This is a genomic window from Proteiniclasticum sediminis (assembly GCF_018128025.1).
Lineage (GTDB): Bacteria > Bacillota > Clostridia > Clostridiales > Clostridiaceae > Proteiniclasticum > Proteiniclasticum sediminis.
Genome location: NZ_JAGSCS010000013.1, coordinates 67,909 through 86,515 on the forward strand (window position 1 = coordinate 67,909; position 18,607 = coordinate 86,515).

The 18,607-nt window shown below is 52.5% G+C and carries 16 protein-coding genes and 1 riboswitch; of the genes, 5 read left to right on the forward strand and 11 right to left on the reverse strand.

Translation table 11 applies throughout. The features are described from left to right. Positions 1 to 19: 19 nt before the first annotated feature. The 4 genes from KCG48_RS10180 to hcp form a co-directional block, all read right to left on the reverse strand. Positions 20 to 559, reverse strand: coding sequence for a DUF2812 domain-containing protein (locus KCG48_RS10180; RefSeq protein WP_211802008.1), 540 nt, complete (start codon positions 557 to 559; stop codon positions 20 to 22). After that, positions 549 to 878, reverse strand: a complete 330-nt coding sequence (locus KCG48_RS10185; protein ID WP_211802009.1) for a PadR family transcriptional regulator — start codon at positions 876 to 878, stop codon at positions 549 to 551. Before KCG48_RS10185 ends, KCG48_RS10180 begins: the two co-directional genes overlap by 11 nt. 152 nt (positions 879 to 1,030) lie before the next feature. Next, a complete protein-coding gene (locus tag KCG48_RS10190; RefSeq protein WP_211802011.1) occupies positions 1,031 to 2,932 on the reverse strand; it encodes an ABC-F family ATP-binding cassette domain-containing protein in 1,902 nt (633 codons plus the stop codon). Between the two features lie 112 nt (positions 2,933 to 3,044). Continuing rightward, positions 3,045 to 4,679, reverse strand: coding sequence for a hydroxylamine reductase (hcp, locus tag KCG48_RS10195; protein WP_211802060.1), 1,635 nt, complete (start codon positions 4,677 to 4,679; stop codon positions 3,045 to 3,047). A gap of 301 nt (positions 4,680 to 4,980) precedes the next feature. Between hcp and KCG48_RS10200 the strand changes: the two genes are divergently transcribed. The 3 genes from KCG48_RS10200 to nrdG all read left to right on the forward strand — a co-directional run bounded on the left by KCG48_RS10200 (position 4,981) and on the right by nrdG (position 8,746). Next, positions 4,981 to 5,649: a Crp/Fnr family transcriptional regulator gene (locus KCG48_RS10200; protein ID WP_211802013.1), complete on the forward strand. Its 669-nt coding sequence runs from the start codon at positions 4,981 to 4,983 to the stop codon at positions 5,647 to 5,649. Between the two features lie 59 nt (positions 5,650 to 5,708). Next, positions 5,709 to 5,842: riboswitch (adenosylcobalamin (AdoCbl) riboswitch) on the forward strand. Positions 5,843 to 5,897: 55 nt separating this feature from the next. Then, positions 5,898 to 8,231: an anaerobic ribonucleoside triphosphate reductase gene (locus KCG48_RS10205; RefSeq protein WP_211802015.1), complete on the forward strand. Its 2,334-nt coding sequence runs from the start codon at positions 5,898 to 5,900 to the stop codon at positions 8,229 to 8,231. Positions 8,232 to 8,233: 2 nt separating this feature from the next. Continuing rightward, positions 8,234 to 8,746 carry an anaerobic ribonucleoside-triphosphate reductase activating protein gene (gene nrdG, locus KCG48_RS10210; protein WP_211802017.1) on the forward strand — a complete coding sequence of 171 codons (513 nt, stop codon included), beginning with the start codon at positions 8,234 to 8,236 and terminating at the stop codon, positions 8,744 to 8,746. Positions 8,747 to 8,887: 141 nt separating this feature from the next. Here the strand turns inward: nrdG and KCG48_RS10215 are convergent, their stop codons facing one another. Further along, complete coding sequence (locus KCG48_RS10215; RefSeq protein WP_211802024.1) at positions 8,888 to 10,489, reverse strand: CTP synthase; 1,602 nt, start codon at positions 10,487 to 10,489, stop codon at positions 8,888 to 8,890. Between the two features lie 166 nt (positions 10,490 to 10,655). Continuing rightward, positions 10,656 to 11,063 (reverse strand): DUF1934 domain-containing protein, encoded by a 408-nt coding sequence (locus KCG48_RS10220; RefSeq protein WP_211802026.1) that lies wholly within the window; start codon positions 11,061 to 11,063, stop codon positions 10,656 to 10,658. Between the two features lie 220 nt (positions 11,064 to 11,283). Between KCG48_RS10220 and KCG48_RS10225 the strand changes: the two genes are divergently transcribed. Continuing rightward, positions 11,284 to 12,444, forward strand: coding sequence for an MGDG synthase family glycosyltransferase (locus KCG48_RS10225; protein ID WP_211802034.1), 1,161 nt, complete (start codon positions 11,284 to 11,286; stop codon positions 12,442 to 12,444). Between the two features lie 50 nt (positions 12,445 to 12,494). Here KCG48_RS10225 and ispE read toward each other — a convergent pair whose 3' ends face one another. The 4 genes from ispE to KCG48_RS10245 all read right to left on the reverse strand — a co-directional run bounded on the left by ispE (position 12,495) and on the right by KCG48_RS10245 (position 14,623). Further along, a complete protein-coding gene (ispE, locus tag KCG48_RS10230) occupies positions 12,495 to 13,340 on the reverse strand; it encodes a 4-(cytidine 5'-diphospho)-2-C-methyl-D-erythritol kinase (RefSeq protein ID WP_211802035.1) in 846 nt (281 codons plus the stop codon). A 98-nt stretch (positions 13,341 to 13,438) separates the two neighbouring features. Beyond that, on the reverse strand, positions 13,439 to 13,672 hold the full coding sequence (locus KCG48_RS10235; protein WP_211802037.1) for a Veg family protein: 234 nt from the start codon (positions 13,670 to 13,672) through the stop codon (positions 13,439 to 13,441). Positions 13,673 to 13,806: 134 nt separating this feature from the next. Then, on the reverse strand, positions 13,807 to 14,220 hold the full coding sequence (locus tag KCG48_RS10240; RefSeq protein WP_230977096.1) for a Gx transporter family protein: 414 nt from the start codon (positions 14,218 to 14,220) through the stop codon (positions 13,807 to 13,809). Beyond that, positions 14,207 to 14,623, reverse strand: coding sequence for a NusG domain II-containing protein (locus tag KCG48_RS10245; RefSeq protein ID WP_211802047.1), 417 nt, complete (start codon positions 14,621 to 14,623; stop codon positions 14,207 to 14,209). The genes KCG48_RS10240 and KCG48_RS10245 overlap by 14 nt, the downstream gene beginning before the upstream one ends. 264 nt (positions 14,624 to 14,887) lie before the next feature. On the opposite strand from KCG48_RS10245, the gene KCG48_RS10250 reads away from it, so the two are divergent. Next, positions 14,888 to 15,337, forward strand: coding sequence for an FMN-binding protein (locus KCG48_RS10250; RefSeq protein WP_230977099.1), 450 nt, complete (start codon positions 14,888 to 14,890; stop codon positions 15,335 to 15,337). Between the two features lie 45 nt (positions 15,338 to 15,382). Here KCG48_RS10250 and KCG48_RS10255 read toward each other — a convergent pair whose 3' ends face one another. Continuing rightward, positions 15,383 to 18,250 (reverse strand): penicillin-binding transpeptidase domain-containing protein, encoded by a 2,868-nt coding sequence (locus tag KCG48_RS10255; protein ID WP_211802051.1) that lies wholly within the window; start codon positions 18,248 to 18,250, stop codon positions 15,383 to 15,385. Positions 18,251 to 18,607 lie beyond the last annotated feature (357 nt).

Genomic DNA, 18,607 nt, shown 5'->3' on the forward strand with positions numbered 1-18,607 from the left:
TTATTCGTTTGTTCGTGCGCTATTCATGAATAACCCGTTCCTGAGCCAGGTCTTTCAGTTTTCCGGTGATCTGCAGGGAATGGGTGATGATCATGACCAGGATGAAGCCTAAAAGAAGAGACAGCAGGAAGTTGCCCGGGGATCCATGGAGTCCGATGCCGGCATTGCCGAGGAATGCCGCCGCTTCTAGGGGAAGGAGACCCAAAAGCAGGGTTCGGATCTTCTTCAGATGAAGGATTTTAGAGTCCACATCGCTGTAGATTTCAAAAGGTCCCTCGGCTCGTCTGCGGCGAAGATAGACCCACCGCATATAGGAGCCCACCACTTCTACCCCAGTTTCCTCCAAGAAACGGAGAAAATCCCGGCTTTTGCTGTGGGTGGGAAGTTCATCGAGAAGGAGAATTTTGTAAGCGTACTCTCCCGGTGTGCCTTCCTCAAACACATAGGAGATACCCCCTCCCCGGATCAGCTGCAGCCCTTTATCCGACTGGGTATCCAGCCACTTTTCCTCCCGCTCATGTTCCCAGGCAAAAAATGCCCGATATTTTTTATGCGTCATGATTGTCCCCTCCCATCATCATTTTTCCGTTATGCAGCAGTTCCTCCAGGCGCTGAATCTCCCGCCGGACTTTCTCTTTTCCCTCATCCGTGATGCAGTATTCCTTCTTTCGCCCGGAGTTTTCCTCCAGCGCTTGAATCCACCCTTTTTCCGTCAGCGAGCTCAAGGCCCCATAGAGGGTACCTGCCGCCAGAACCACTCTTCCCTGGCTGAGTCCCTCCACCTTCTGCATGATCCCGTACCCATGGAGCGGTTCCAGGAGTGACAAGAGAATATAATAGACCCCCTCGGTCAGCGCCACATTTTCTGTATTTGCCATATTTCCACCTCCGATACATCCAGTTCCGTTATAACGGCTTCCGATACACTTACTATAACGCCTCCCGATATAGCTGTCAAGGTCCCTTTCTTCGAAAATTAAACCTTTCTTCTCCAAAATCTGAATAAAAAAAGAGAAGGTTTTCCTTCTCTCTACAATAAGCCCAGCTCTTCGGCCAGTTCATTCAGATAGGTCCAGCGGTCCATGGCTTCTTCCAGCTCCTTCTCCAGCAGCGTTTTCTCCGTCATCAGCTGTTCCAGCTTGAGAAAATCCGTGGCATGGGTTTGGAGGGCTTCATCCACCTCTTGGATTCGGCGTTCCAGATCTGCAATGCGGTCATCGATGCCATCAAACTCCCGCTGTTCTTTGAAGGAAAATTTCCGTTTCTTTTCCTTTTCCCGGGGAGGTGGAACTTCACTTTTTTCCGTCTTTTTACCGGCGCTTTCCTCCTGCTCCGCTTCGAGATTCTTTCGCTCCTCGTAGTCGGAATAGTTCCCGAAGGAAATGGAAATCTTGCCCTCGCCTTCAAAGGCAAAAATCTTTTCCGCTACCCGGTCCAGGAAATACCGGTCATGGGAGACGGTGATCACTGCCCCGGGGAAATCCTCCAGATAGTCTTCCAGGATGGACAAGGTGTCAATATCCAAATCATTGGTGGGCTCATCCAGAAGCAGCACATTGGGTTTCTCCATGAGGATCCGAAGGACCATGAGGCGCCGCTTCTCCCCGCCGGACAAAGACCGGATGGGGGTCCACTGCTCGCTGGGCGGAAAGAGGAAGGTTTCCAGCATCTGCGAAGCCGTAACTTTCCCTTCTCCCGTCTCGATGATTTCCGCTGCCTCCCGGATGAACTCGATGACCCGCATGCCTTCGTCTGGAATGACATACTCCTGGGAGAGATAGCCGATGCGGACCGTTTCGCCCACGGAGAGGACCCCGCCGTCTGGGGGCAAAAGCCCCGCCAGGATCTTCAGAAATGTGGACTTTCCCATGCCATTGCTGCCGACGATGCCGATACGGTCATCCTTCTGCACCTGATAGCTAAAGTCTTTAAGAATCACTTCCCCAGGGAACGACTTCTCCAGATGTTCGAGATCCATGACCTTCTTTCCCAGCCGGGAAGACAGGGCTTTGATCTCCAGCTCACTCTTTTCCTGGAGCCCCTCTTCCTCCTTCAGCCGCTCGTAGCGGTCAATGCGGGCCTTTTGCTTTGTGGAGCGGGCTTTCGCCCCCTTGCGGATCCAGGCCAGCTCCTTCTCCAGGATCTTTTTTCGCTTTTTGTCCGCCAGCTCCAGGAGTTCCTCCCGCTGGGCCTTCAGCTCCAGAAACTTGGAATAGTTCACCGCATAGCTATATACCTGTCCCCGCTGAATCTCCAGCATCCGGTTAGTCACGCGCTCCAGGAAGTAACGGTCATGGGTCACCATGAGAAGGGCACCCCGGCGCTGGGCCAGCTCTTTTTCCAGCCAGGCCACGGTATCATTGTCGATATGGTTAGTGGGCTCATCCAGAATAAGCAGGTCACTGGGGGTGATGAGGGCCGTGGCCATGGCCACGCGTTTTTGCTGTCCCCCGGAAAGTTCCCCCATGGTTTTGGAAAAATCGGTAATCCCCAGTTTCGTCAGGATCCGCCGGGCATCGGCTTCCAGGTTCCAGGCCTGAAGCGTATCCATCTCCTGGGAAAGGCGAAGAAGATTTTTCTGAACCGTTGGATCCTCCGGGTGCTGCGCCGTCTCCTTCAGGGCTTCTTCATAGGCCCGAAGGGTTCTCAGCAAGGGATTGTCGCCGCTGAACACCTGCATGAGCACCGTATGGTCGGGATTGAACTTCGGCTCCTGAGCCAGGACTTCCACCCGGATGCCGCTGGGAATCTGCACCCGGCCCTCATCGGGAGGTTCCACCCCCGCCAGCACTTTCAGCAGGGTAGATTTCCCCGTACCGTTGATGCCGATAATCCCAATTTTGTCCCCATCGCCGATGGTGAGGGTCACATCCTCAAAAAGTTTCTTTTCGCCAAAGCTCTTGGCGAGATTTTCTGCGGTTAATATGATCACTGTATTCACACCTCATTTTTCTCTTCCCCCATCATACAACAAAAGGTCCACTTTGGGCAGTGATGAAAAAAGATACCCCAAAAACTGGGGTATCTGCTTTATCGTGAATCGTTTAGGCCATGAAGAGCTTGATGTCCTCGTCCACTTCTCCGATGGTCCCGATGCCGAATTTTTCCACCAGAACGTTGGCCACGTTGGGGGAAAGGAATGCCGGCAGTGTGGGTCCCAGGTGGATATTCTTGACGCCCAGGTAGAGGAGGGCCAGAAGCACGATGACGGCTTTTTGCTCGTACCAGGCAATATTGTAGGCAATGGGGAGATCATTGACATCCGCAAGGCCAAAGACTTCCTTCAGCTTCAGAGCGATGACCACCAGGGAGTAGGAGTCATTGCACTGTCCTGCATCCAGAACGCGGGGAATGCCGCCAATGTCGCCGAGATTCAGCTTATTGTAACGGTACTTGGCGCAGCCGGCCGTGAGAATCACCGAATCCTGGGGCATATTCTGGGCAAACTCCGTGTAGTAGCTTCGGCTGTTCATGCGGCCATCGCAGCCGGCCATGACGACAAACTTCTTAATGGCGCCGGTCTTCACGGCTTCCACCACCTGATCGGCCAGGGCTAGGACCTGGGCATGGGCAAAGCCGCCCACGATCTTTCCCGTTTCGATTTCCTGGGGAGCTTCCAAGGTCTTGGCCAGGGCGATGATGGCCGAGAAATCCTTCTTGCCGTTTTCATCCCCTTCGATGTGGGTGCATCCGGGGAACCCTGAGGCTCCGGTGGTAAAGATGCGGCTCTTCAGCGCTTCATTTCTGGGGGGAACCAGACAGTTGGTGGTGAAGAGAACGGGTCCACGGAAGCTTTCAAACTCTTCCACCTGTTTCCACCAGGCATTGCCGTAGTTGCCCACAAAGTGTGTAAACTTTTTGAAAGCCGGGTAGTAGTGGGCCGGAAGCATTTCGCTGTGGGTGTAGACATCCACGCCGGTGCCTTCGGTCTGCTCCAGAAGCTGCATGAGATCCGTCAGATCATGCCCGGAGATCAAAATGGCGGGATTATTTCGCACACCGATGTTCACTTCGGTGATTTCCGGATTTCCAAATCTGGAGGTGTTGGCCTTGTCCAGCATGGCCATGGCGGTGACGCCCACTTCTCCGGTCTTCAGGGTAAGGGCCACCAGCTCGTCTGCCCCCAGGGTGTTGTCCAGCATGGCAGCCAGTGCCTCATAGGTGTGGACATAGAGGGACTCTTCCTCCAGTCCGATATTCAGCGCATGGTGGGCATAGGCTGCCATTCCCTTCAGTCCGTAGAGAATCAGCTCTCGAAGGGAGCGGATATCTTCATTGGCCGTGGCGAGAACCCCCACGGAGGCAGCTTTTTTCAGCATGGACTCTTTGTCCGTCACGGTGAAGGTGGCGGCATCGGAAAGCTTCACGCCGGCAAGCTCCGCGGTGAGACCATCTCGGAAGCTCAGCATCTTCCGAATCTGCGCCTCCAAAGCGCCATCGTCGAAGTTTGCGTTGGTGATGGTCATGAAGAGGGCGTTGATCACCTCATGGTTCATCTCCTGGCGAGCCTTGACCTCCACAGCTCCTCTTACCACAGCCTGGGCGATGCCCTTCAGGGTATAGATGAGGAGATCCTGGAGCTTGGCCACTTCCGGATTCTTTCCGCAGACGCCGATGATCTCGCATCCGGTTCCTCGGCTGGCTTCCTGACACTGATAGCAAAACATTGCCGGTTCCATGGTCTTAGACATATTTATATCCTACCTTTCTTCTCTGAATTAATGACTCTGTCAGTATAGCAGTCCTGCCCCACAAAAAACTGTAACCTCTGTTACACTTTCTAAAAATCCTGCGAGAAAAAAACACAGACAATAAATACTCCCCCGTGATAAAAGCCAGGATAGGCCTAAGCTCACCAGGATTATCCCTCCCCGGGTCTTTGACCTGTTCTTGGAAAAACCCATTTCCCCGGGGAGTAATCTTGAGTATAATGAAACAGAAATGCAGTGTCTTCCCCCTTCTGTTTAATTTGAGGTAACCATGAACATTCCAATGAGCCAGTTACGAAAAAATGCGCTTTTCCAGCAGATGACCGAAGAGGAAATCAGGGAGCTGGTGGATCTCTCCTCCTGCACCCTGGAAGTCTACGAAAAGGACACCCTGGTGGTTCAGGAAAATGATCCCTGCAGCACCCTGGGCGTTGTACTGGAGGGAAAGCTCCATATCCAACAGTACGATCGAAGCGGTGATGCCCTGACCATCAATGTGTTCCGTCATGGAGACTGTTTCGGCGCCCCCCTCCTCTTCACTCCCCATCCCCTGTACCCTTTCACCCTCCTCACCCTGACCCCTTCCACGGTGCTCTTCATTCCTTTTGAGCAGCTCACTCGGATGCTGCGAGAGAATCCCACCTTCAACCACAACTATCTGGCATTTTTATCCCGACATATTCTGGTGCTGAAGAACAAGATCAAGATTCTCTCCCACAATGATGTCCGCTCCCGCCTCATGATCTATCTGTCCCGGGAGATGGATCTGGCCGAAAGCCCCCGCTTTACCCTGCGGCATAAAAAAACCGAGATTGCAGAAATCATCAAAGTGGCCCGTCCTTCGGTTTCCCGGGAACTGACAAATATGGAACGGGACGGACTTCTAGAACTTCGGGGACAGCAGGTGGAGATTCTCCTGCCCGAAGAATTTATTCTCTAAAAAAACACCCCTGATGATTTACACGCAACACAACATGTAGTATGATGAGAAAGAAATAACACAAGATATAGAAATCCGGGAACCATGGAAACAGGTCAAAATCCTGTGCGGTGCCGCCACTGTAGGAGCGAAAGCTCGAGCCAGGTCGTTGGTCCGGATCATCGCACCGCCTCACGTCGCATGGGGCTGGCACCCAAGGTGGGGCCCGTCATGACGTGGGTTCCCACTATTATTTTGGAGGTAATCGTATGGAAGCAAGAATTGGGGAAATCCGAAAAGTTCGCAAAAGAGATGGACGCATCGTGTCCTATAACCACGAGAAGATCGTTTCTGCCATGGGCAAAGCCTTCTTAGGCACGGGCACCGCTGTGGACCCCGAGCGACTTAGCCGCATGGCCGATGAGGTCTATGGGGCCCTCGCCGCAAAAAATGAAGACGTGCCCGGCGTGGAGGAAATCCAGGATCAGGTGGAACTGATCCTGCAGGAAAACGGGGACTATAAAGTGGCCAAAGCCTACATCCTCTACCGCAACCACCGCAGCGAGCGCCGGGTCATGGACTCTTCCCTCATGAAGATCTATGAGAAAATCACCTTCGAGGACGCCAAGAATGCGGATCTGAAGCGAGAAAACGCCAACGTGGACGGAAATACAGCCATGGGCACCATGCTGAAATACGGCTCCGAGGGCTCCAAGGCCTTCACCGAGCTCTTTGTTCTTCCGAAAGACCAGTCCCGGGCTCACCGAGATGGACTCATCCATATCCATGATCTGGACTTCTACAACTTCACCACCACCTGCACCCAGATCGATCTCATCCAGCTCTTCAAGGGAGGATTTTCCACGGGCCACGGCTACCTCCGGGAACCTCAGGATATCATGAGCTACAGCGCCCTGGCCTGCATCGCCATTCAGTCCAACCAGAATGACCAGCACGGCGGTCAGAGCATCCCTAACTTCGATTACGCCATGGCCCAGGGAGTGGCAAAAACCTATGTACGGCTCTTTCTGACCAACCTGGAAAAGGCCCTGGCACTCACGGCACCGGAAGTGAACCTCCCTGATCTGAAGACCCTACACCAGGACCTAACAAAGAAGGGCCACGTCCTTTCCATGGCCGGGGAGAAGAAGTATGAGGAAGCTCTCGAAAGCCAGCTGCTGACCCTGGGCGTAACGGCCTCTGTGGCCCAGCAGGCCTTGGCCTTTGCCCAGAAGGAAGCCCTGCGGGAAACCGACCGGAACACCTTCCAGGCCATGGAGGCCCTCATCCATAATCTAAACACCATGAACTCCCGGGCGGGCGCCCAGGTCCCCTTCTCCTCCCTGAACTACGGTACCGACACGTCGGCCGAAGGTCGCCTAGTGGTGAAGAACCTGCTTTTGGCCCTGGAAAAAGGACTGGGAAACCACGAAACCCCCATTTTCCCCATCCATATCTTCCGCATCAAAGAAGGCATCAACTACAATCCCGGAGAGCCGAACTTCGATCTCTTCGAACAAGCCTGCGCCGTCAGTGCCAAACGGCTTTTCCCCAACTTCTCCTTCCAGGATGCCCCCTTTAACCTCAAGTACTACAAACCCGGGCATCCGGAGACGGAAATTTCCTATATGGGCTGCCGCACCCGTGTCATCTCCGATGTGCTGAACCCCGGAAACGAAAGCCCCTACGGCCGCGGAAACCTCTCCTTCACCTCTGTCAACCTTCCCCGGCTGGCGATCCAGGCTGAAGGAAACCTGGACCGGTTCTGGTCCTCCCTGGAAGAAACCATGGATCTTGTGGTGCGTCAGCTCCTGGACCGATTCCAGATCCAGAAGGCGAAGAAAGTGAAGAACTTCCCCTTCCTCATGGGCCAGGGCGTCTGGACGGGAAGCCAAACCTTGTCTCCGGAGGATACGCTGGAAGAGGTGCTGAAGCATGGCACCCTCTCCATGGGCTTCATCGGTCTGGCAGAAACCCTCACTGCGCTCCTGGGTGTCCATCACGGCGAAGACCCCAAAGCCCAGGAACTGGGCCTTGCCATCATCCGCCGCATGCGTCAGCGGATGGAGGAAGAAACTGCCAAACATCAGCTGAACTTCTCCCTCATCGCCACCCCGGCGGAAGGCCTGGCTGGGCGATTTGTCCGCCTGGACCGAAAGCAGTTCGGCACTCTTCCCGGCATCACAGACAAGGAATACTACACCAACAGCTTCCATGTCCCCGTGGGCTACTCCCTCAGCGCCTTCAAGAAGATTGGTCTGGAAGCTCCATACCATGAACTGACCAATGCCGGCCACATTACCTACGTGGAACTGGATGGCGATACCTCCAAGAACCCCAAGGCCTTCATGAAGATCATCCGACACATGAAGGAATCGGGCATCGGCTACGGCTCCGTCAATCATCCCGTGGATCAGGATCCCCTGTGCTCCTATGTGGGCATCATCGGTGACACCTGCCCCCAGTGCGGACGCACGGAAGAAGAGCATCCCTTTGTCCGAATCCGGCGCATCACCGGGTACCTGGTGGGTAACCTGGACCGGTTCAACAACGCCAAGCTCAGCGAGGTCCGGGACCGGGTGGTCCACGGCGAAAGGAACTAGCCATGGGGATCCGCATCGCCGGAATCACAGAGGATTCCATCGTCGACGGAGAAGGGCTCCGGCTGGTGCTCTTCACCCAAGGCTGTCCCCATGCCTGTCCTGGCTGCCACAACCCCGAAACCCATGACCTTCAGGGCGGAACCTGGCTGGATGAGGAAGCTCTCCTCTCCCTCATCCGGGAGAACCCTCTCCTGGACGGCGTAACCTTCAGCGGTGGAGAACCCTTTCTCCAGGCTAAAGAACTGGCCCTATTAGCCAACAGAATCCGGAAGGAGTTCGGTTCCCGGCCGGACTTCTCCCTCATGGCCTACACCGGCTATACCTTTGAGGAACTCCTCACCAGAGTCCCCTCCGCTCTGGATCTTCTCCTGGAACTGGACCTTCTGGTGGACGGTCGCTTCATCCAGGAAAAGCGAACCCTGGACCTGCTCTGGCGAGGTTCCACCAATCAGCGCATCCTCCAGGTGCCTTCATCTTTGGAGCAGAAAACTCCGGTTCTCTATCTACCGGCTTAAAAAACCGCTATTTGCTTTTCTTCGGAAAAGCAAATAGCGGTTTTTAGTTGCTGATGTTTTGGAACTTTCCGTGACGTATTCAAAAGTAACCGAAAAGGAAAGAAGCCCCGAAAGGCTTCTTCTTCATTTCAAATTTCTAGGTTATTTCTTCAAGGCTGCACCAATGAGTCCGGCGAATAAAGGATGAGGCCGATTGGGACGGCTCTTCAGCTCCGGATGGAACTGGGTGGCCACAAACCAGCGCTTTCCCGGGATTTCAATGATTTCCACCAGATGCTTGTCCGGATTGATTCCGGAGAAGACCATGCCGTGGGCTTCAAAATCCTTCATGAACCGATTGTTGAACTCATAGCGATGACGGTGACGCTCTTCGATGCGGGCAGTGCCGTAGGCTTCTCTGGCCCAGGTTCCTTCCTTCAGCTCCGCCGGGTAGAGTCCCAGCCGCATGGTTCCGCCCAGATCCTCCACATCCTTCTGCTCCGCCATGAGATCAATGACGGGGAAGGGAGACTCTGGTGCAAACTCGGAACTGTTGGCCTCCGCCATGCCCAGAACATGTCGGGCAAACTCAATGACCGCCGTCTGCATCCCCAGGCAGATGCCCAGGAAGGGCACATCGTGGGTTCGGGCATAGCCAATAGCCGCAATCTTTCCTTCGATACCCCGGGTGCCGAAACCGCCGGGGACAAGGATTCCATCCACATCGGACAGGGCTTCTTCCACATTGTCATCCGTCACTTCCATGGCATTGACCCATTTGATCGACACCTGGGCATCGTGAGCCAGGCCGCCGTGGCCCAGAGCTTCCACCACAGAAAGATAAGCATCATGAAGCTCCGTGTATTTTCCCACCAACGCGATGGTGACACTCTTCGTCAGATTCTTCATCCGGTGTACCATAGTCGTCCATTCGCGGTTGTCCACGTCCTTGCAGTCCAGCTTCAGCTTCTCGCAGACATAGGTATCCAGACCCTCCTCATGGAGCATCAGCGGAACCTCATATAGGGTTTCCGCATCCAGATTCTGGAATACGGCCCGACCTTCCACGTTGCAGAAAAGCCCAATCTTGTTCTTCAAATCCTGGGAGAGTTCCTTCTCGGAGCGGCAGACGATGAGATCCGGCTGAATACCGATGCTGCGCAGCTCCTTGACGGAGTGCTGGGTGGGTTTGGTCTTCAGCTCCCCGGCTTTCCCCAGATAGGGCACTAAAGTGACATGGATGAAGAGCACATTCTCTGTCCCCACATCATACTTGATCTGGCGGATCGCCTCTAGAAAAGGCAGCGACTCAATATCACCCACGGTGCCGCCGATTTCGGTTATGACCACATCCACGTCCTTCTCGCGGGAAACCCGGGAAATCCGATCCTTGATCTCATTGGTGATATGAGGAATAACCTGAACCGTGCCGCCCAGATACTCGCCTTTTCGCTCTTTGCTGATGACGCTCCAGTAGATCTTTCCCGTGGTAACATTGCTGCTTTCCGACAGATTCTCGTCAATGAAGCGCTCGTAGTGACCCAGATCCAGATCCGTCTCCGTGCCGTCATCGGTGACGAAGACTTCCCCGTGCTGATAGGGACTCATGGTACCGGGATCCACATTAAGATAAGGATCAAACTTCTGAATGGAAACCTGAAGTCCCCGATTTTTCAAAAGCCTGCCCAGGGAGGCTGCTGTAATGCCTTTACCGAGAGAAGAGACGACGCCACCGGTAACAAAAATGTATTTTGTATTTTTCATCGCTGAACCTCCAAAAAAAGTGTTGACAATGCCCGCTCATTTGTTATAATGAGAATTACCCCCATAAAATAAAATAGGGTAACTATTGAATAAAATAATATACGAGTAATAATAGCACATTTCAGCGTGGTGTGCTACTATTATTTTTTTCTTTTTTGGAGTTTTTTTAGTTTCGGGTGATCCGAATTTTCATGTCATTGCCTTCCGGAGGATTTCCGCCGATCTCCAGCTGGTAGCGGATCTCAATGGCATAACCCCCGCCCGTGCGGTGAATATGGAGCTTGTCGGTCTTCAGCACCATGTTGAGGGTTCCCATTTCCATGGCATAGAGAAATCGGTCCTGAACCTTTTCTTTGAACACCATCCGCGCCTCCACTTTTCCCGTGCGGACAATTTCCAGATGATCCCCGCGGATGAGGAGCTCCGTGAAAACCCCTTCCATCCCGGTGAGTTCACTCTCACTGTACCGGATGAGGGCATTTTCTTCTTTTTCTTCCATGGATCCGAAATACACCACCTCGATGGGCGGTTCATCGATTCGATTGCTGGAAATCTCGATTTTCACTTTATGCATCGTGCTCCTCCTTCATGCGCCGTCTCAATATCAACATATCTTAAGAATCAGCAGGCCTTTTTTAACAGCATCTTAATAATTTCATTATAAACTAATTTCATACGTGGTCCAATCCTCACCCCAGCAATCCAGGGGATCCCCCGGATGCCAATGAGGGTTATTCTTTGGGATATCCGGGAGGACATGGTATAATTATCTGAGATCCTGATTGAGGTGTAATATGAAAGCTTTAATTCTGTCCGTTTCCACAGGCGGCGGCCACAAGCGGGCTGCAGAAGCCATCAAAGAGTCCATTCTGGTGAATGAACCGGATTCGGATGTTCAGATCATCGATACCATAAAGTACATCAATCCCTTCCTGGACAAACTGGTGGTGGGGACTTATTTGAAGAGCATTCGGTACTACCCCTCCTTCTTCCAGTACATCTACAAACATTCCGATGACGAGGGCAAGTTCGCCAAATCCAGCGCCATGGTCAATGATTATCTGACCAAACAGCTGTATCCTAAGATTTTGGAGTTCGATCCGGATATCCTCATCGCCACCCACGCTTTCACCGCACAAATCCTGTCCATTCTTCGGAAGAAGTTTGGCTGGCAGAAGTCCTCCCTGGTGGTCATGACGGATTATGCCTCCCACGCCTTCTGGGTTCACCGGAATGTGGATGCCTATGTGGTGTCCAACTCGGATATGATCCGGGAGCTGGTGCTTCGGGGCCGCAGTGCCGAGACGGTATTTCCCTATGGAATTCCCATATCCCAGAGTTTTCTTAAGACAAGGCCCAAGGAGCAGATCTATACGGATCTGGGGCTGGAAGCGAAGAAGACCATCACCATCATGGGCGGCAGCTTAGGTCTCGGAAATATTGTCGACATTCTCCACGAAGTGGTTTCCATCCCCCTGGACTTCCAGGTGCTGGTACTCACGGGAAGCAACCGGAAGCTTTATGATAAAATCCTGGAACTCTCCTTCGATGAGGAAAAAAACATTGTTCCCCTCCATTATTCGGACCGGATGAATGATATTCTCAAAATAACAGATCTCCTCATCACCAAACCCGGTGGGCTGACCCTCACAGAAAGTTTCATCATGGGGACTCCTTTAGCCATCTATTCCGCCATTCCTGGCCACGAGCTGCAGAATGCGGATTACCTCTTACGCCATGGCCTTGCCCTGGATTTGGGCACCGGGGAAAACTGCGCAGAAAAAATCGAAGCCCTGCTTTCCAGCGAAGAAGACCTTCAGAACCTTCGGGAGCGCTCGCTGCAAAACGGCAAGCCCAAGGCCTCGCAGGATATCTACCTCCTCTGCCGTCAGCTCATCGACGAGAAAGACACGGGGCATCTGGGAGAACTGGCGAAAATCTCTTCCATTTCATAATCGCAATTATAACAATGACCAGGATACCCATGGGTTTCCTGGTCATTTTCTTATGCCATAGTACGGGTGAGGATCACTTCATTTCCGTTTTTATCCAAGGCCTTGGCGGCGTTCTGCGCGGCTTGGAGATCCGTGAAGATTCCATACACCGTGGGTCCACTGCCGCTCATGAGGGATACCTCTGCCCCATAGCGAAGGAGGGTCTGCTTCAAATTCTTCAGCATGGGATGCTTCCGGAGCACCACGTTCTCCAAGAGGTTTCGCATGGCATAGCCCATGTTCTTCAGATCTCCGCTTTCCATGGCCGCCATGAGCTTGTCGGTTTCCACATGCTTTTTGATGAGACTGAGATCAAAGCTTCCATAGGCATCCTTGGTGGAGACCCCAAAGGGCGGTTTCACCAAGAGCACGATATAGTCGTTAAAGGGCTTCAGGCTCGTTACCTTTTCCCCTATGCCTTCGCAAAGACAGGTGCCTCCTCGAAGGCAAAAGGGCACATCCGCCCCGATCTTCAGCCCCAGGGCCATGAGCTCCTCTTCCGAGCGCCCCAGGGAAAAGAGGGTGTTCATCCCCTTCAGCACCGCTGCGGCATCGGCACTTCCCCCTGCCAGCCCCGCCGCCACAGGGATTCTCTTGGTGATGCGGATTTTTACCCCTTCCTTCACCCCGCAGGTCTCCTGAATCAGTCTCGCCGCCTTATAGGCAATATTTCGTTCATCCAGGGGGACATACTCCTTGTCACATTCCAGCACAATCCCTTCCGGCAGCGGAAGGAGCTCGATGATGTCGTGGAGCTCCACAGACTGCATGACCATGGACAGGAGATGGTAGCCGTCCTCCCGCTTGCCCACAATATCCAGAGACAGATTAATTTTCGCATGGGCTTCCAGCCGCATATCGTCACCTACTTTTCTTCTTTATCTTCTCATTATGACAAAAACCGGCGGGAATGACCACAAAAAAATAAAGTACCGGAAAACCGGTACTGTACATACTAATTCTTGTATGAGATCATGACAGTTTTAGTCAGCACATCCGAGTAGCTGAAGGATACGCAGCCCTTGGTATCGTTGTCCAGCCGAACCACAAAAATACTGGGATAGACTTTTTCAATGGTGCCGGAGCTTTCGTACATTTTCCGTCTCCCCATGTTGGCTTTCAGGTTGACATCCCGTCCAACATTCTGCTGGATTTCATTCCGGATGTCGGTAATGTTTTTGTATTCCATCTAAACACCTTCTTCCATTTCCCATTATACAGGAATTTTCAGAACGTGTCAAACGCATAACTTTTTATAATATCACCACAGCGTATAGCTGTCAATCATTCACAAAAAATTTATATTTAATTTCTTCCACTTTTTTACCGGAAGGTTTTTTCATCCTTCAGCAGGCTGATTTTCTGCACCGTTTTGATCTTCGACATGTGCCCAATAATGTAGTTGGCCGCAATGCCGATGAAGATTCCGGTGCCGATGCCGATGAACGTCATCACAGGAAGATAGAGCATCACCGAAAAATTCCGCACAATATAAGAAGCCACCAGGAGCTGACCGATGTTATGACTTACGGCCCCTGCTCCACTGATCCCGATGATGCTGACTTTGTCCTTCAGAAGGGTTTTCACCAGAAACATCATGACCAGGCTGAGAATGCCTCCGCTGAGGCTGAACATGAAGGAAGACAAGGTTCCTCCGAACATGGTGGCCAGCGCGACCCGGAGGATGACCACGATGAGGGCAATGAAAATCATTTTTGTTGTCTTACTCGTGGTCATGGATTTCTCCTCCATAGGCAATGATATCCGTGCCGTCTTTGTCCGGGGCTTCCCCCTTGACCTCCACCACTACCCGATGAGGAAGACAAACAATGGTTTCGCCGGGTTTGCTCACAAATTCAGGACTGTAGCAGATCTGATCCGGGCAGTCCGCTTCGTACATGCCGATCTTCTCATCCACCACTTCCACAATATTGACGCCCAGTTTCGTCTCGATGCGGATCTCCTCACGGCCGGTGTGCCCCGTGAGCTTCACCGTCTGGAAAACCTCGCCCTGGACTTTAATCTCCGCATAGAGTCCGCTGGTTTGCCGCTGTTCCTGAAACGCAAAAACCGCAGCAGGAATAAAGGAAATCAGCACAAATAGGCTGATGATGATAATATCCCATTTCTTAATCTTCATAATCTGTTCCCTTCCCTAGGACATTGGATGAATAACCATCTCGAATATTCATTATACCAGATTCCTCCAGGCATTTGAATGCAGCGGGCCTAAGTTTGTGAATTCCATAACTTTTAAAGTTTCCCACTGCAGGATTCTCGGTTTCCTTCCCCTTCTCTCGGCCTTCCAGCGGAAAGAAAATATTAAATTGCATAAAATACATTTATGCGCTATGATGATTTTATGACTGATCCTGAAACAACACTGGAGGAATTGATCTTGAACATGCACCGCTGGATTCCCGTTCTCTTCATCCCTGCCCTGCTTTTCGCCGGATGTGCCCCAAAAACTGCTGCTCCTCTATCCGACGGGACGTTTTCCGTTGCCTATGAAGAACCGGATGCCACAGGATGGACAGCCTTTCTGGAGCTGACCGTAAAAGACGGGAAGATCGCCAAGGTGAACTTTGACTACTGGGGAAGCGGAGAAGCCCAGGGCACGGTAAAATCGGAAAATCCGGCCTATAATGAAGCCATGGCTGCAGTGACCGGAACAAAACCCGAGGAGTATCTGGCCCTGCTGGAAGCGGATCTCCTGAAATCCCAGGACGTTGACCAGGTGGATCTCATCACCGGCGCCACCACTTCTTCGGAAGATTTTAAAACTTTTGCCCGTCTTGCCCTGGAGGCCTCCCAAAAAGGAGATTTGCGGCCAGTGCTTCTTCCTCAGCCCTAATCAAAATGCGGAGCTCCCTCCCGGGAGACTCCGCATTTTTTCGTTCTAAGGCGTGCTGACCTGCCCAATGATCGTATTAGGCGCGCTTTCTGCCGGAGTTTCCGGTTCGCTGCCGTAGGCCGAAATGGCCTGGGGCAGTGCATAATTGTACTTGCGCTGATAGGTCGGATACTCCGCAGCCAGCCGGTCTTTGAAATACTCCTCAAAGACCGCCAGGGCCACAGGAGCCACAAAGGATCCACGGGTGGCATCGTAGACGATCACCGCCACGGAAATTTCCGGATTTTCAATGGGCGCCACGGCGGTATAAATACCAAAGGCCGCTCTGCCCACGGTTTCCTGGTCTTCCCGGAAGGTGGCCGTTCCGGTTTTACCGCCATTGGAAATGGGGAAATCCTTGAAAATGCTGTAGGCGGTTCCGCCGGGCTTCGTAATGTCATGGAGTCCTTCCAGAATGGCACTGACCGTGCCGGGCTTGATTCCGGTCTCCTCCATCACCTGGGGCTCGTTCTTAAAGACAACCTGGCCTTCCTGATCCAGAATCTCTTTAATGAGCGTCGTCTTATAACGGGTTCCCCCATTGGCGATGGTGGCCAGGGCATTGGCCATCTGGAGCAGGGTCACCTGGTTGTCGCCCTGTCCCAGGGCAGCGTTGATGACGTTTCTGGGGCTGATGAGTTCACTGGTCTGGTCATAAACGATCTTGGCCGACACCTGATCCGCATAAAAGGAAGCCGGTGCTGCCGCAGCCTTTTCTTCCGCAGGCAGGAGATTGAGATAATCCTGGAAAAGCTTCGTGAGATTGGACTTTACCGTGTAAAAATCCTTTCGGATCATGACATTGGCATCCTCCAGACTCAGGGCAAATCCTTTTCGCACTTCCTCCTTGATGGCTTCCTTGGCCAGGGCCACAGCCTCTTCATCGGCATTGTCCTTTCCGATGTTGAGGGGATGGAAGGAAGACCCCGATCGGGACTTTCCTTTTTGCAGGAAATCCACCAGGTCAAAGAGAAAGAGTCGTTGGGTGAGGGCAACCTTTGTTCCATGATTATACACATTGCCGAAAATATTCTCGCCAATTTCGATTCCTGTAGTGCTGTGGGCGGATTCCGAAGGATCGTAACCCATGCCCAGCTTCCAGGACCACTCCGCCAGGCTGTTCAGCCCGCCGGCGCTGTAGATCCGGTAGCCCATATCGGCGAAATAGACGTTGGAGGATTTGGCGATGGCCTTGGCCAGATTGGTGTTTCCGTATACGGCCTGTCCTTCATTGGTCACCGGGGTTCCCGTATTGGGATTGCTGTAAGCCCCCGTGTCCCGGATCACCGTATCCTTGGTCACCACGCCCATTTCCAGAGCAGCCACCGCTGTCACCGGTTTAAAGGTGGATCCCGGTGGGGTAAGACCCTGGGTGGCATAGTTAAAGAAGGGTTTGGCATAGATATCGTTGAAATCCGTCACCGTTCCATCGGCATTGAACCGGAAGAGATCCTCCGGGGTGGCGCTGATGCCGGTTTTCTTGATGAGCTCTTCGGCATAGGCCCGATAATCGGGATTGAAATAGGCATTGTACATCTCTGTGCTCAGGCGCCCAGGGACGGCGAAAATGTTGGGGTCATAGTTGGGATAGCTGGCCATGCCCAGAATTTCTCCGGTATTTACATTCTGCACCACCACGGCTCCGCGGGTGGCATTGGAAGAATCCTGATTGTAACCGGCCACCCGGTGCTTGGTGTTGACGGTGGAAAGATCGATGATGATATCCTTCAGGGCCTGCTCCGCAGCATTCTGAATCCCCGCATCCAAGGTCAGCTTCACGGTATTGCCCGGATAGGAATCCAGTTCGAAAAGCTCACTGACCACACGGCCATTCTTGTCCACGCGGACGGTCTGACTGCCCTTTCGTCCCTTTAGCGTGTCCTCATAGGCTGCTTCAATGCCCGATACCCCAATAAAGTCCGTGGACAGATCATAGCCCCGTTCCTCATAGTAGGTCTGGGATCCCGCCGGAATGGGATTGAGATACCCGATGACATGGGAAGCCAGCGTCTGATAGGGGTACAGGCGGATGGGATTCGTCTTCACGTCGATGCCTGGGAGAAAACTCAGCTGCTGCAAGAAGGTGAAGGCTGCTTTCTCGCTCATGTTGGTGACCAAAGTCACCGCTTTGGATCCGGAGTAGCTCTCCATCTTGATGCTGTCCCGGATAACCAGATAAGAATGAATCTGGTCTGGGGTGAACTTTTTCAGAAGTTCCTGGTAAATTTCTTCCCCGCTCATCTTCGCATAAACAGCTTTTTCTTCTTTTGTGGGCATGAATGCATCATAGAGATCATAGAAATCCATAAGATACATGTAGGTTTCTTCCGGGGTGAAGGCCAGAATCAGCTCATCCAGGCGGTCAGTCTCCGCTTCGTTGAGCTCGCTGATCTTGTCTTTTCCCGTTTCTTTCTGCATAATCTTGCGGAAAAGGAAATCATTGATTCCCCGGTCTTTCTTCCACCGCAGTTCACTTTTGCGGATAAATTCGGGGTCATCGGAGCCAAACTCAAAGCGGAAAGGCTCCGTCTGGAGACTGAATTCGAAGGTAATCTCCTGACCGGATTCCGTCAGAAGCTGCTTTACCTTGTCAATGGTGGAGTAAATCACCTTCCGGGACTCCGTGGTATCCACATAGATCAGATCATAGCTCTGGACGGAGGTGGCCAAAACCAGGCCCTTGGTGTCCAGAATCTCTCCTCGGGGAGCTGGATTGTCAATGTTCACGATGAATTCCGTATTGGCCCGGAGGGCATACTCTTCTCCGTGGATCACCTGGAGATTGACCATTTGGTTGATGAGGAGACTGAAGATGAGGATCATCACCAACAGCAATCCGGTGTACCGGTTGAAGCCTTTTTTCTTTTTATTCATGAGTTTCATCCTTTTTCACGCCATTCTTCTCTCCATATTATACATGAATTTCCCCTTGGCGAAAATTCAGCCCAAAGAAATCCCGGAGATGTGCAATCTTTCTCTAGCATACTAAAAACTTCTTAATATTGACTGAACCTGAGCATAAAATTCCCCATGTCCCCTCTTTGTCCTCCCTTTCCGCAAAGGTCCCGGGATATAGTATAATCCCGACTTTGACACTTCAAAAATTGAGAAACAGCTGGAACCCTTGAAAATAAGGGATTCCAGCTGTTCTTTTTTGTTTTGAGCATGTTGTACACACACTATTTCCCATACGAGCGGAGTACTTCCAACGGGACATATTGACGAGTCCAA

Excerpts from the sequence above, each read along its gene's own strand:
- KCG48_RS10180 (WP_211802008.1), bottom strand. The coding sequence starts at position 559 with ATGACGCATAAAAAATATCGGGCATTTTTTGCCTGGGAACATGAGCGG.
- KCG48_RS10185 (WP_211802009.1), bottom strand. The coding sequence starts at position 878 with ATGGCAAATACAGAAAATGTGGCGCTGACCGAGGGGGTCTATTATATT.
- hcp (WP_211802060.1), bottom strand. The coding sequence starts at position 4,679 with ATGGAACCGGCAATGTTTTGCTATCAGTGTCAGGAAGCCAGCCGAGGA.
- KCG48_RS10200 (WP_211802013.1), top strand. The coding sequence starts at position 4,981 with ATGAACATTCCAATGAGCCAGTTACGAAAAAATGCGCTTTTCCAGCAG.
- KCG48_RS10205 (WP_211802015.1), top strand. The coding sequence starts at position 5,898 with ATGGAAGCAAGAATTGGGGAAATCCGAAAAGTTCGCAAAAGAGATGGA.
- nrdG (WP_211802017.1), top strand. The coding sequence starts at position 8,234 with ATGGGGATCCGCATCGCCGGAATCACAGAGGATTCCATCGTCGACGGA.
- KCG48_RS10215 (WP_211802024.1), bottom strand. The coding sequence starts at position 10,489 with ATGAAAAATACAAAATACATTTTTGTTACCGGTGGCGTCGTCTCTTCT.
- KCG48_RS10220 (WP_211802026.1), bottom strand. The coding sequence starts at position 11,063 with ATGCATAAAGTGAAAATCGAGATTTCCAGCAATCGAATCGATGAACCG.
- KCG48_RS10225 (WP_211802034.1), top strand. The coding sequence starts at position 11,284 with ATGAAAGCTTTAATTCTGTCCGTTTCCACAGGCGGCGGCCACAAGCGG.
- ispE (WP_211802035.1), bottom strand. The coding sequence starts at position 13,340 with ATGCGGCTGGAAGCCCATGCGAAAATTAATCTGTCTCTGGATATTGTG.
- KCG48_RS10235 (WP_211802037.1), bottom strand. The coding sequence starts at position 13,672 with ATGGAATACAAAAACATTACCGACATCCGGAATGAAATCCAGCAGAAT.
- KCG48_RS10240 (WP_230977096.1), bottom strand. The coding sequence starts at position 14,220 with ATGACCACGAGTAAGACAACAAAAATGATTTTCATTGCCCTCATCGTG.
- KCG48_RS10245 (WP_211802047.1), bottom strand. The coding sequence starts at position 14,623 with ATGAAGATTAAGAAATGGGATATTATCATCATCAGCCTATTTGTGCTG.
- KCG48_RS10250 (WP_230977099.1), top strand. The coding sequence starts at position 14,888 with ATGCACCGCTGGATTCCCGTTCTCTTCATCCCTGCCCTGCTTTTCGCC.
- KCG48_RS10255 (WP_211802051.1), bottom strand. The coding sequence starts at position 18,250 with ATGAATAAAAAGAAAAAAGGCTTCAACCGGTACACCGGATTGCTGTTG.